Source organism: Marmoricola sp. Leaf446 (genome assembly GCF_001424755.1).
Classification (GTDB): Bacteria; Actinomycetota; Actinomycetes; order Propionibacteriales; family Nocardioidaceae; genus Marmoricola.
Genome location: NZ_LMRF01000006.1, coordinates 231408 through 243954, shown reverse-complemented (window position 1 = coordinate 243954; position 12547 = coordinate 231408). Strand labels below are relative to the sequence as shown.

At 72.9% G+C, this 12547-nt stretch carries 8 protein-coding genes; 5 read left to right on the top strand and 3 right to left on the bottom strand.

From position 1 onward, the window contains the following. The first annotated feature begins 31 nt into the window (after positions 1-31). Together ASG49_RS15775 and ASG49_RS15770 are read left to right on the top strand one after the other, a co-directional pair. Entirely contained in the window at positions 32-796 is a 765-nt protein-coding gene (locus ASG49_RS15775; RefSeq protein WP_056543684.1) for a class I SAM-dependent methyltransferase, read from the top strand. Then, positions 793-4953, top strand: coding sequence for an alpha-(1->3)-arabinofuranosyltransferase family protein (locus tag ASG49_RS15770; protein WP_056543681.1), 4161 nt, complete (start codon positions 793-795; stop codon positions 4951-4953). Before ASG49_RS15775 ends, ASG49_RS15770 begins: the two co-directional genes overlap by 4 nt. Here ASG49_RS15770 and ASG49_RS18955 read toward each other — a convergent pair. Together ASG49_RS18955 and ASG49_RS18950 are read right to left on the bottom strand one after the other, a co-directional pair. Next, positions 4854-6068 carry an acyltransferase gene (locus ASG49_RS18955; protein WP_162244537.1) on the bottom strand — a complete coding sequence of 405 codons (1215 nt, stop codon included), beginning with the start codon at positions 6066-6068 and terminating at the stop codon, positions 4854-4856. The two genes, ASG49_RS15770 and ASG49_RS18955, sit on opposite strands and share 100 nt — an antisense overlap. Then, positions 6065-7822: a hypothetical protein gene (locus ASG49_RS18950; RefSeq protein ID WP_162244536.1), complete on the bottom strand. Its 1758-nt coding sequence runs from the start codon at positions 7820-7822 to the stop codon at positions 6065-6067. The genes ASG49_RS18955 and ASG49_RS18950 overlap by 4 nt, the downstream gene beginning before the upstream one ends. Before the next feature lie 285 nt (positions 7823-8107). Between ASG49_RS18950 and ASG49_RS15760 the strand changes: the two genes are divergently transcribed. After that, positions 8108-9028 carry a DUF3068 domain-containing protein gene (locus tag ASG49_RS15760; protein ID WP_082534197.1) on the top strand — a complete coding sequence of 307 codons (921 nt, stop codon included), beginning with the start codon at positions 8108-8110 and terminating at the stop codon, positions 9026-9028. 55 nt (positions 9029-9083) lie between these two features. On the opposite strand, the gene ASG49_RS15755 is transcribed toward ASG49_RS15760, so the two are convergent. Next, positions 9084-9884 carry a class I SAM-dependent methyltransferase gene (locus tag ASG49_RS15755; protein WP_056543674.1) on the bottom strand — a complete coding sequence of 267 codons (801 nt, stop codon included), beginning with the start codon at positions 9882-9884 and terminating at the stop codon, positions 9084-9086. A gap of 44 nt (positions 9885-9928) precedes the next feature. On the opposite strand from ASG49_RS15755, the gene ASG49_RS15750 reads away from it, so the two are divergent. Both ASG49_RS15750 and rpsA read left to right on the top strand, forming a co-directional pair. Further along, on the top strand, positions 9929-10828 hold the full coding sequence (locus ASG49_RS15750; RefSeq protein WP_056543670.1) for a phosphotransferase family protein: 900 nt from the start codon (positions 9929-9931) through the stop codon (positions 10826-10828). A 169-nt stretch (positions 10829-10997) separates the two neighbouring features. After that, positions 10998-12482: a 30S ribosomal protein S1 gene (gene rpsA, locus ASG49_RS15745; RefSeq protein WP_056543667.1), complete on the top strand. Its 1485-nt coding sequence runs from the start codon at positions 10998-11000 to the stop codon at positions 12480-12482. Positions 12483-12547 lie beyond the last annotated feature (65 nt).

Here is a 12547-nt window from a genome sequence, read left to right as displayed (position 1 = left end):
CCACGGTAGACCCCCGGGTACGCTCGCCCGCGTGTCCACCCCCCGAGACGCCGTACGCACGCCTCAGGGCGGTGGGTGGCGGCCGACGACGTCGCGCGCGGTGCGTCTGCTCGGGGAGTTCCGCCACGAGCAGACCGACCCCGCGCGCTTCTACGGGGCCCTCGCCGAGGACTCGGCCGCCCAGCTCGACCACTTCGCCGACCTGCGGGGCGCGCTCATGCTCGACGTGGGGGGCGGCCCGGGATACTTCCGGTCGGCCTTCGAGGGGCGGGGCGCCAGCTACCTCGCCCTCGACGCCGACGCGGGGGAGCTCGCGGGTGCCGGTGACGTGGACCGGGGCACCGTCCTGGGCAGTGGCATGCGGCTGCCCTTCCGCGACGCCGCCTTCGACGTCTGCTACTCCAGCAACGTGCTCGAGCACGTGCCCGACCCCTGGCTCATGGCCGACGAGATGGTGCGGGTGACCCGGTCCTCGGGCACCGTCTTCCTCAGCTGGACCCTGTGGTGGGGCCCGCACGGCGGCCACGAGACCGCACCGTGGCACTTCCTGGGCGGGCGCCACGCCCGCCGCCGCTACCTGCGCCGCCACGGGCACGAGCCCAAGAACCGGTACGGCGAGTCGCTGTTCGCGGTGACCGTGCGCGACGCCCTCCGGTGGGTCTCCCGCCAGCAGGACGCCGAGGTGGTCGCACTCCTGCCGCGCTACAACCCGCGCTGGACGTGGTGGCTGCTCCGGGTGCCCGTCCTGCGCGAGGTCCTGACGTGGAACCTCGTGATCGTGCTGCGCAAGCGGTGAGCGCCGCGGCACCCGCGGCGTCGCGCACGGCAGCAGGCCCGACTCGCCTGCGCCTGCTGGCCGGCTGCGCCCTGCTCGCGGGCCTGGCGTTCGTGCAGTCGCCGGGACTCCTGGTCGCCGACACCAAGTTCGACCTGGCGGTCGACCCCGGCGGCTTCCTGGCCCGCTCGCTGCACCTCTGGGACCCGGCCGGGACGTTCGGCCAGCTGCAGAACCAGGCCTACGGCTACCTGTGGCCGATGGGGCCGTTCTTCTGGCTGGGCGACGTGCTCGGCGTCCCCGGGTGGGCCGTGCAGCGCGGCTGGTGGGCGCTGGTGCTGTGCGTGGCCTTCGTCGGGTGCTCCAGGCTCGTGCAGGCGCTCGGTGTCCGGTCGGACCTGGCGACCCTGCTCGCCGCGTTCGCCTACGCCCTCTCGCCCCGCATGCTCACCACCATCGGGCCGATCTCGATCGAGGCGTGGCCCAGCGCGGTCGCCCCCTGGGTGCTGCTGCCCCTGGTCCTCGGGTCACGGTCGGGATCGCCCCGCAGGGCCGCGGCCCTGTCGGCGCTGGCCGTCGCCATGGTCGGCGGCGTCAACGCGGCGGCGACCTTCGCCGTCCTCCCGCTCGGGGTGGTCTGGCTCCTCACCCGCTCGCGGGGCCGGCGTCGCCGCGAGCTGCTGCTGTGGTGGCCCGTCTTCACGCTGCTCGGCACGCTGTGGTGGCTGGTGCCGCTGTTCACGCTGGGTGCCTACAGCCCGCCGTTCCTGGACTTCATCGAGAGCAGCTCGATCACCACCTTCCCGACCACCCTCTTCGACGCCCTGCGGGGGACCAGCAACTGGGTCCCCTACGTGTCGGCCGAGTCGCGTGCAGGCAACGAGCTGCTCACCCAGGGGTACCTCGCGGTCAACGGTGCCGTGCTCGTCGGGCTGGGGCTGGCGGGCATCGCCTGGCGACGCAACCCGCACCGGCTGTTCCTCTCGCTCTCGGTGCTCGTGGGCCTGCTCATGGTGACCGCGGGCCACCAGGGCAGCGTGCAGGGCCTGGGTGCGGCGTGGCTGGGCGACCTCCTGGACGGCGCGCTCGCGCCGCTGCGCAACGTCCACAAGTTCGACCCCGCCGTGCGGTTGCCCCTGGTGGTCGGTCTCGCGGTCGCGGTCGAGGGGCTGTGGGCAGGAGCGCGGGCTGCTGGCAGGGGGACCGCCCCCCGGTCCGAGCGCATCAACCGCGGCATCGCGGTCGGCGTGGCGATGCTCTCGGTGGTGGTCGCCGCCAGCCCGGCTCTCGCGACCCGGCTGGCACCGTCCAACCCGGTGCTGGAGGTGCCGGGGTACTGGCGCGCGACGGCGGCCTGGCTGGACGACAACGCCCAGCAGGGGACCACCTTGCTGGCTCCGGGGTCTGGCTTCGCCAGGTACCTGTGGGGCACGCCTCGGGACGAGCCGCTCCAGTACCTCACCGGTGTGGACTGGGCCGTCCGCAACGTGATCCCGCTGACGCCCCCGGGCAACATCCGGATGCTCGACCGGATCGAGGCGGCCCTCGCCCAGGGCGAGGGGTCGGCGGCGCTGGTGCAGTACCTCCAGCGAGCCGGTGTCCGCCACCTCGTGGTGCGCAACGACCTGGTGCCCGGCGACGACGTGCCCGACCCGGTCCTGGTCCACCAGGCGCTCGACGACAGCCCCGGGGTGGAACGGGTGGCCCGCTTCGGCCCGGCCGTGGGGTCGCGTGCGTTCCTGTTCGACGGCGAGACGCGGTTGGTCGTGGACGGCGGCTGGCAGCGGGAGTACCCCGCGGTGGAGGTGTTCGAGGTCCCTCCCGGTCCGGCTGGTCGTACCGGCCCGCCCGTGGTCGTCGCAGGTGGACCCGAGGACCTGACCGACCTGCTCGACCTGGACGTGGTCGGCGCCGGTCCCACCGTGCTCGCCGCTGACCTGCCCGAGGACCGCGTGCAGGCATCGGCGACCGCGGGTCTCGTGCTGACCGATGGTCTGCGTGCCCGGGAGCGCGACTTCGCCCGCCTGCACGACGGGGCCTCGCCCACCTCGACCCCGGGGGACTCTCGACGAACGGGCAACCCGAGGCGGGACTACCTGGCCGCAGGCCAGGACCGGTGGTCGACGCGAGCTCGGCTCGTCGGGGCCAGGAGCGTCTCCGCGTCGTCGTCTGCCAGTGATGCGGGGGCCGCCGGTGGGTCGCGCCGCGGTCAGCTGCCCTACGCCGCCCTCGACGGTGACCCGACGACGGAGTGGACGTCCGACCGGGCCGCCACCGGACGCGACCGGTGGCGCCTGCAGCTGTCGACGCCGCGTTCCGTCGACGAGGTGCGGCTCATCGGCGGGGCGAGCGGTGAACCCGGCACCCAGCTGCGGGTGCGCACGCAGGGAAGTGTCTCGGCACTGGTGAGCCTGGACCCGGGCGAGCGACGTCGGGTCGAGCTGGACGGTGGGGTGACCGACTGGGTGGGGGTCGAGACCGTGGGCGATACCGGGGGCCTGGCGCTCGCCGAGGTCGAGGTCGACGGCCTCGACGTCGATCGCCGCCTCGACCTCCCGGCCCTTCCGGAGGCTGCCGGTCCTGTGGACGCCGTCGTGCTCCGTCCCGACCTCGACCCCCGCACCGGGTGCGCCGAGATCGACGAGCAGGTGCGGTGCCGTCCGGATCAGGCGGTGGCCAGCGAGGAGCCGGGGGTGGCCCACCGCCGCGTGCGCCTCCCGGTCGGGGCGCAGTACCGACCCGAGCTGAGCGTGACTCCCCGGCCGGGAGCAGCACTCGACGCACTGCTCTCCTCGGCGCAGCCGGTGAACGTGACGGCCTCGTCGACGGGCGTCGCCGACCTGCGGGCGTCGGCGGCGGCGGCCGTGGACGGCGATCCCGGCACGAGCTGGTCGGCCGACGCGGACGACGAACGCCCGGCGCTGTCCTTCGGGTGGTTGCGCCCGCAACGCATCACCGGCGTGCGGCTCTCGCTTCCCGACACGGTCCCGGCTGCACGCCCCCTCCGGGTGACCCTGACCTGGCCCGACGGGGAGCGTGCGGTGAGACTGGGCGAGGACGGGGATGCACGCTTCCCCGCGATCCGCGTGCGGCAGCTCCGCGTGTCCGTGGACGAGGTCGAGGCGGTCGAGGACCTCGCCGCGTCCGACGACGGACGTGTCGGTGTCGGTATCTCCGAGATCCGCTTCGACGGTGAAGGCCTGTTGCCGCTGCGCCCGTCGGAACGGGTGCTCGACCGCGGCTGCGGGAGCGGACCTGCCGTTGGTGTGGGAGGCGTGACGCGTCCCTCGAGCGTGCGGGCCTCCGACGCGGCCATCTACCGGAACGAGGCGTTGCCGGCAGTGCTCTGCCGCCCCGGGGCGGTGCTCGGCACCTCACCCCGAGGCCGGACCACCGGCACCGTGGGTCTTCCGCCGGGAGCCACCGATGTGGTGCTGACGCCCTCGTCGACCTTCCGAGCCCGCGCTCTCGTACTGCGTCGCGACGGTTGGCAGCCCCCCGCCGCCACGGCGTCGGTGGTGCGGCGTGACGGGCCGGTCCAGGTCGCTGCCGAGTCGTCAGTCCCGACCGGCGTCCTCGACCTGCAGCAGAACGTCAACTCGGGCTGGTCGGCGACCCAGGACGGGCGGCAGCTGCGCCCGGTCACGGTCGACGGCTGGCGGCAGGGCTTCGAGGTGGCCGGCAGTGGGCCGGTACGTGCTCGGTTCGCCCCCGACACCACCTACCGGCTCGGCATGGCCGGGGGGCTGCTGGCCGCTCTGGTCCTGGTCGGGGCCGTGTCATGGCTCCTGGGCGTGGGCCGACGAGGGCCGGGATCCCGCCTGCCCGAGCTGCGGGCCGCCACCCTCCCGCCTGTGGCGGGCGGCACGATCGCCGTGCTGGCCGGGGCCCTGCTCGCAGGAGCCCCGGGTGCCGCGGTGGGCCTTGCCGTGGCCGTTGCCGGGTGGTTGCTGCCGCAGACCGGTCGTGCTGTCCTTCTGGTCGTGGCCGGGGCGCCCGTGATGGTCGCGTCGGTGGCCTACCTGCTGCTTCCCTGGGGCCAGCTCGGGCCCTGGGCCGGGACACTGGCCTGGCCGCACTACCTCGCGCTCACCTCCGTGCTCGCAGTGCCCGTGGCAGCCTGCCGGCCGGGGCGCCAGCTGCGCAGGCGCATGGCCGGCCGCTCGACGCACCTGTAGGCGATCTCGGCCGCGACCAGGCTCGCCACGACGGTGAGCAGGAAGATGCCGGCGAGGTTGCCCTGGAAGAGCTTCCACCCGGTCAGCCACATCACCAGGTGCAGGACCGGGAGGTGGAGGCAGAACAGGCTGTAGGAGGTCAGCCCCAGGTGGCGGAGGGGCCGCGAGGAGAACACCTGCCGGAACAGGCCGTCCTCGCAGAAGACGCCGGTCAGCACGACGACCGTGCCGATGCCTGCGTAGACCAGGTGCTTGAAGACGCCTTGCCCTGCGGTGGCGGGGGCCAGCATCGACGGACCGGCGAGTGGCGTCGCGCTGAGCAGCAGCAGCCCGCCTGCCAGGGCCCAGCAGACCCCCGGCTGCCGGCCGAGAGCCACCACCGGGGCCGTCAGCCGAGGCCAAGCGCTGCGGGTGTGGAGATCGTGCACCAGAGCGAGCCCGATACCGGCGGCGAACCAGGTCAGGTACGCCGGCAGCCACTGACCCGGCTGGCCCGGGACCCGATCGGTGAGGGCGGGCGCCACCCAGAGGTGCCACGCCACCGATGTCGCGAGCAGGGACGCCAGAAGCACGAGCAGTCGCGCGGGGCGCCACCCGGGACGTCGGCCCGTCCGGCGACGACGTCCCAGGCCGATCGTCATCAACAGGGGGAGAGCGAGGTAGAAGGTCGCCTCCACGGCCAGGCTCCACATCTGCGTGAGGCCGTCGGGGAGGCGGGGGCCGGTGAAGGTGTCGAGCAGCAGCAAGGTGCCCAGCCAGTCGAGGGGACCGCGTCCGGAGTTGGCCCGGATCAGGCCGAGCGCGAGCACCACCGTCACGGCGTACACGGGCAGGATGCGCAGCAGCCGTCTCCACAGGTAGCGGCCCACCGCTGGGGCGGGCGTGTCCTCGGTCGCCGCGGCGATCCACCCGCGGGAGAGCAGGAAGCCGGAGAGCACGAAGAAGATCGCCACGCCGACGTCGAGTCGGGCAAGGACCGTGCCCCAGACACCGTGCGCCGTGTAGGAGCCGGCCCAGAAGGCGGTGTGCGTGGTGAGCACCGCGAGAGCCCCGACGGCGCGGAGCGAGTCGAGGACCGGGAAGTCGTGGCGCGGGGCCGCGACGGTGCCGCTCACGCCGGTCCGAACGGCACGAGGTCGCCCACCTCGACGACGTCGACGCACAGGTTCGTGCCTGCGGGCAGGCCCGTCAGCCGGATCTCGTCGAAATCGCCGTTGTGGCGCACGAACAGGCTCTGCAGACCGGCCTCCAGGTCCACCTCGACCGCAACGCCACCCGCGACCAGCGTGGCCGAGGTGTCGCTCCCGAGGAGGTAGCCGACACGCAACCACGACAGCCCAGCGGGTGCCGTGCCGTCGAGGGGAACGGTCAGGGCAGGACCGTCGACGAGCCATCCGCACCCGGGAACGGGACCAGGCGCCGAACGCACCGTGGGGTCGACCGCGGCCTTGGACAGGGCACCGTCGTCGTCGACCACGTGCAGGTCGTCCGACACCGGCGGGAACGACACGTCCCCGGACAGCGGCGCGGCAAGGGTGCGCGTGTTGTTGCGGGGGAACACGAGCTCGGAGAGCACCCCATCCCGGGTGCGCAGCTCGGCCACGTCGACCGGGCCGGCGGCGGACAGGTCGGCTGCGAGCCGCCGCACGAACGGCTCGCTGTCGTTGCGGGTGTGCCACACGTGCGCGTACGTCGCGGCGCTCCAGGTGCCGCCCAGCACGACTGCCGTGGTCAGGGCAGCCACCAGGACTCGAGGGGGCGGCGCGACGAGCGGACGCTGTCGCGCCGAGCTGCTCTCCACGGCACCCGGTAGCGGCATCGTGGCCAGGCCCAGGCCCAGCGCGAGCAGCACCCCGGCCTCGGTCAGGAACCGGTACTCCAGGCCTGCCACCTGCGCGGCGGACGACCGGGTGCTGGCCACCAGCCAGACCAGGGCGGCGACGTAGCCGACCAAGGGGACCCACGCCCGCAGGGTCCGGCTGCGTCGCAGCGCGATCCACGCGACCACGACGAGGAGGACGCACCACGTGAGTGCCACCAGCAGCGGGGGAGGGTCGGCGAGCGCCGTCGGTGGCGCGGGGTCGTACCAACGCCACGGTCCGCCGAGGATCCCGGTCGGCAACGTCCGGCCGTACACGTCGCCGGCGAGGGCTGCGACCACGGAGACGGACGGGCGCGTGGTGATCTGCTCCACCTGCGTGAGGTAGTAGGCGGTGTAGGCACCCCCCAGGGCGGCCAGCACGGCGATCGCCGGACGGCGTGCACCGAGGACGACGGCCGCACGACGCAGCGGACCGCCGTGAGCGAAGTACGCCAGGGAGACGAAGGCGAGCACGGGAAGCGTCAGCACCGCCCGGACGTCGAAGCACAGGCCCAGCGTCACCCATGCCGCGACCAGGATGACCCAGCGCGGTTCCCGGGTGCGCATGGCGCAGACCCACGAGCCGACAGCGAGGGTGAGCGCGACCTGCACGGGCACCAGGTTGATCGCCGCGGCCCACCAGACGAAGCCCGGCACGGTGATCGCCGTGCTGAGGTAGACGGCCAGCGGCACGAGGACACCTGGACGCGGTCCGAAGACGCGGACCAGGGTCCAGAGCATGGCCAGGCCTGCGCAGGCCTGGAGCACGAGCGACGTGGTGGCTGCGAGCGGCCAGTCGACCGGTCCGCCGCGTGCCACGAGCATGATGAGCAGCCGGGCACCCGGCATGACGTGGCCGTTGTACGGCTCGGCCAGCCACGCTGGACCGAGGTCCGCGCTGCCGGCGTCGTCGAGGTAGACGTAGTCGTCGAGGAAGAAGAACGCGGGGTAGACGACCCAGGCGCGGAACCCCACGGCCGCCACCACGAGAGCGAGTCCTGCTCCCACGACGCCGGCCGGGGTGCGGACGCGGCCCGCCGCACGGGCCAGCGTCCGAGCCGTCGTCCGGCTTCGGTCCCGGCCCGGCCCCGAGTCGTCGTCGTCCCGTGCCGGACCGTCGCCCGCCCGGGTGTCGACAGAGGCGGCGGACGTCATGGAGCGCATCCTCCCACCCGCCCGGACACGGAGGCGGCCCACTGGTACGGACCAGTTGCGTAACGACACGGTGACGGGTGCTGCCCCTGTGTTACCGGCGGGTTAAGGTCTCGAGACAAATCCTTGGGAGGGGACAGAATGCGCAAGTTGGCGCCGTTGTTGTTCGCGCTGGGCGCGTTCCTGCTCGTGGCCGGGTTGGTGGCCCTGATCTGGGCGCCGGGCGTGGTGAAGAAGACCCCGCTGGACGTGGACTCGACCACGCGCCTCGAGGGGCAGGTCGAGAAGCTGAACACCTCGACCGGCGAGCTGGAGCAGAACCCCGCCAAGGCCGAGAGCATCACCAAGGCCGACAGCGAGAACTCCACGGACTCCGTCGTGCTGTTCGCCAGCAGCCAGTGCCTCGTCATCGACGTCGACGACGCCCCCGACTGCGTGGACGGCGACGACCCTCGGCTGGTGACGGCCTCGACCGACACCTTCGCCACCGACCGCAAGACCGCCCTGGCCGTCGACAGCGACGCGCTGCCGGCCGACGCGGTGCCGCACTCCGGCGTCATCAACAAGTGGCCCTTCGACGCGGCCAAGAAGACCTACCCCTACTGGGACGGCGCCGTCGGCGACGACGTGCCGGCCGTGTTCGACCGCACCGAGACGGTGCGCGGCCTCGAGGTCAACGTCTACGAGGTGTCGGTCCAGGACGCGGAGATCCAGATCGCGGAGGGCGTCGACGGCACCTACGACGACGCCAAGGAGATCTGGGTCGACCCCGCGACGGGGTCGATCATCAACCAGATCGATGACCAGCAGCGCTACCTCGCCAGTGGCGACAAGGTGCTCGACCTGCAGCTCGCCTTCACCGACGCGCAGGTGGCCGCCAACGTCGAGGACGCCAAGGACAACGCCGCCAGCCTCAAGCTGATCACCTTCTGGGTGCCGATCATCGGCATCGTCGCCGGGCTGCTCGTCATCCTCGCCGGCGTCCTGCTTCTGCGGCGCGGCCGCCGCTCGGGTGGCGCCCACGTGGCCGACGCGGACGACCGCGAACCGACCCGCGTCTGACGGGTGGTTCGGGGCCCGGCGCGAGCCGGGTCCGCGGTCGCGCCCGGCCGCAGCCTCAGGCCCGGCGGGCCCGGAAGATCGCCGTCCCCGGGGTGAGCACCCCGCGCACCCGTGACCAGCCGCCCCAGGTGCGGTCGTGGTCCTCGGGCCACTGGGGCTCGAGCAACGCGGTGAGGTGCAGCCCGTGGCGGGTCAGGGCCGCGACCCAGTCGCCCAGGGTGCGGTGGTGCTCGACGTACCGCGTCTCGCCGGTCTCGTCGTCGACCTCGACGTAGGGCGTGCGGTCCCAGTAGGACTGCGAGGCCACGAGGCCCTCCTCGCCGGGGTCGTCGGGGAACATCCACCGCGTGGGGTGGGTGACGGAGAAGGCGAAGATGCCGCCGGGCCGCAGCACCCGCGCCACGTCTCCCACCAAGGCGCTCGCGTCGGCGACGAACTGCAGCGCGCCGAAGGCGGAGAAGACGATGTCGAAGCTGTCGTCGCGGAACGGCAGCCCGGCCGCCGAGGCGCACAGGCTGGGCACCGCGACGTCGTGCTCGAGGTCGATGCGCCGACTGTGCTGCAGCTGTCGCATCGAGACGTCGATGGCCACCGGTCGACCGCCGTGCTGCAGCACCCACCGCGAGCACTGGCCGGCGCCACTGCCGATCTCCAGCACGTCGCGCCCGACGACCTCGCCGAGCACGTGCACGTCGTCCTCGCGGACGCCCTCGGGCCCCCAAAGGAAGCCGGCGTCGCCGAGGAACTCCCCGTGGGTCGACTGGTACTCGTCGGCGTAGGCGTCCCAGTCGGCGCGGTTGGCGCGCAACGACTCGGCCTCGTCGACGGGACGGCGCTCAGGTCGGACTCCGGACACCCGCCGACCCTAGACGGGACCGCACCCCGTGGCAGGCTCGGCCCGTGCAGGACGACGACGGCTCCCCGGGCTTCCCGACGTCGCTGACGCCGCTGCCCGGGGGCGCGAGCGGCGAGACCTTCCTGGCCGGGTCGGGCGGCGAGCACACCGTCCTCCGCCTGTACGGCGCCCGCTCGGCCGCCCGTGGCCCGTTGGCCCCCGAGATCGACGCCGCCGTCCTCGAGCTCGTCCGCGGGGTGCTGCCCGTCCCGACCGTGCTGGAGGTCCGTCGGGGCGACCCGGCGCACGACCTGCCCGGGCTGCTCGTCACCTCCCACCTGCCCGGGGAGCAGCTCAGCGAGGTGGTCCCCGACCTCGACGGGGCGGCCCTGCGTCGGGTGGGGGAGCAGCTGGGCGTGATAGCCGGACGCCTCGGGCTCGCGGTGCAGCCCCGCGCGGGCCGGTTCACCGACCGGAGGCTGGCGGCCGAGGAGCCGCTGCCGGGCCTGGACCGGTTGCTGGAGGCGGCGGCGCCCGCGCTGCCCGACGGCCTGGCCGAGGCGCTCGCGCCGGTCGTGGACGACGCGGAGGACCTGCTGGCGGGGGAGACCCGTCGGGTGCTGGTGCACGGCGACCTCAACCCGCACAACGTGCTGCTCGAGCGCAGCACCCTCGAGGTGACCGGCCTGGTGGACTGGGAGTTCGCCCACGCCGGCGGTCCCTGGGAGGACCTCGGCAACCTGCTGCGGCACGCGACCGAGCCGGTGCTCCGCGAGGCGGTGCTGGCGGCGTACGCCTCGATCGTGCCGGGGGTGCCCGACGACGTGGTGGCCCGGGCGGAGGCCGCCGACCTGGCGGCCCTGATCGACCTGGCGGGGCGGGCTGACGGCACCGGGGCGTGCCTGCGGGCCACCGCGCTCCTGGCGCGAGCCGCCGGTTGGACGCTCGGACCCGGGGGCGCGTAGACTCGCACACTGCGCCAGAGGTCTGCGTCGTCTCGGACAGAGCAGACACTCGCTCGCTCACGGCCCAGGCGGTGACCGTCACGGTCCTCGGTCCTGGAGCCCGGTGGTGAAACCGACCTCTGTGCGTGCCCGCACGACCCATCATCCACCCGAAGGTTCCCATCACCTCATGACGAGCACCCCCACTCTCTCCTCCGACGCCCCGCAGGTCGCAGTCAACGACATCGGGAGCGAGGAGGACTTCCTCGCCGCCATCGACGCGACGATCAAGTACTTCAACGACGGCGACATCGTCGAAGGCACCATCGTCAAGGTCGACCGCGACGAGGTCCTGCTGGACATCGGCTACAAGACCGAGGGCGTCATCCCCTCGCGCGAGCTGTCGATCAAGCACGACGTCGACCCCAACGAGGTCGTCTCCGTCGGCGACCTGGTCGAGGCCCTCGTCCTCCAGAAGGAGGACAAGGAAGGCCGCCTGATCCTGTCCAAGAAGCGCGCCCAGTACGAGCGCGCCTGGGGCACCATCGAGCAGGTCAAGGAGGAGGACGGCGTCGTCGAGGGCACCGTCATCGAGGTCGTCAAGGGCGGCCTCATCCTCGACATCGGCCTGCGCGGCTTCCTGCCCGCCTCGCTGGTGGAGATGCGCCGCGTGCGCGACCTGCAGCCCTACGTCGGCCAGACGCTCGAGGCCAAGATCATCGAGCTCGACAAGAACCGCAACAACGTGGTCCTGTCGCGTCGCGCCTGGCTCGAGCAGACCCAGTCCGAGGTCCGCCACGGCTTCCTCACCCAGCTCCAGAAGGGCCAGATCCGCAAGGGTGTCGTGTCCTCGATCGTCAACTTCGGTGCCTTCGTGGACCTCGGTGGCGTCGACGGCCTGGTCCACGTCTCCGAGCTGTCGTGGAAGCACATCGACCACCCGTCCGAGGTCGTCACCGTCGGCGACGAGGTCACCGTCGAGGTGCTCGACGTCGACATGGACCGCGAGCGCGTGTCGCTGTCGCTCAAGGCGACCCAGGAGGACCCCTGGCAGCACTTCGCCCGCACCCACCAGATCGGTCAGATCGTGCCCGGCAAGGTCACCAAGCTGGTGCCCTTTGGCTCGTTCGTCCGTGTCGAGGAGGGCATCGAGGGCCTGGTGCACATCTCCGAGCTGGCCGAGCGCCACGTGGAGATCCCCGAGCAGGTCGTCCAGGTCAACGACGACGTCATGGTCAAGATCATCGACATCGACCTCGAGCGTCGCCGGATCTCGCTGTCGCTCAAGCAGGCCAACGAGACCGCCGCCGCGACCGAGGTCGAGGAGTTCGACCCGACGCTCTACGGCATGGCCGCGACCTACGACGACCAGGGCAACTACATCTACCCCGAGGGCTTCGACCCCGACACGGGTGAGTGGCTCGAGGGCTTCGAGGACCAGCGCAAGGTCTGGGAGGACCAGTACGCCCAGGCGCACGCCCGCTGGGAGCAGCACGTCAAGCAGCAGGCCGACGCCAAGGTCGCCGAGGCCGAGGCCGGCGAGGCCACGTCGTACTCCTCCGGCGGCGACGACGTCACCGGTGGCGACACCGACGGTGGCGGCGGCAGCGGCTCGCTCGCCTCCGACGAGGCGCTGCAGGCACTGCGCGAGAAGCTCACCGGCGGCGGCAACTAGCCTCCGCTCGCACCGCACACCTCAGCCCGGTCCCCGCGTGGGGCCGGGCTGAGGTGCGTCCGGGG

What these genes read in the sequence shown, in the direction of transcription:
- ASG49_RS15760 (WP_082534197.1), top strand. Translation starts at nt 8,108, where the DNA reads ATGCGCAAGTTGGCGCCGTTGTTGTTCGCGCTGGGCGCGTTCCTGCTC.
- rpsA (WP_056543667.1), top strand. Translation starts at nt 10,998, where the DNA reads ATGACGAGCACCCCCACTCTCTCCTCCGACGCCCCGCAGGTCGCAGTC.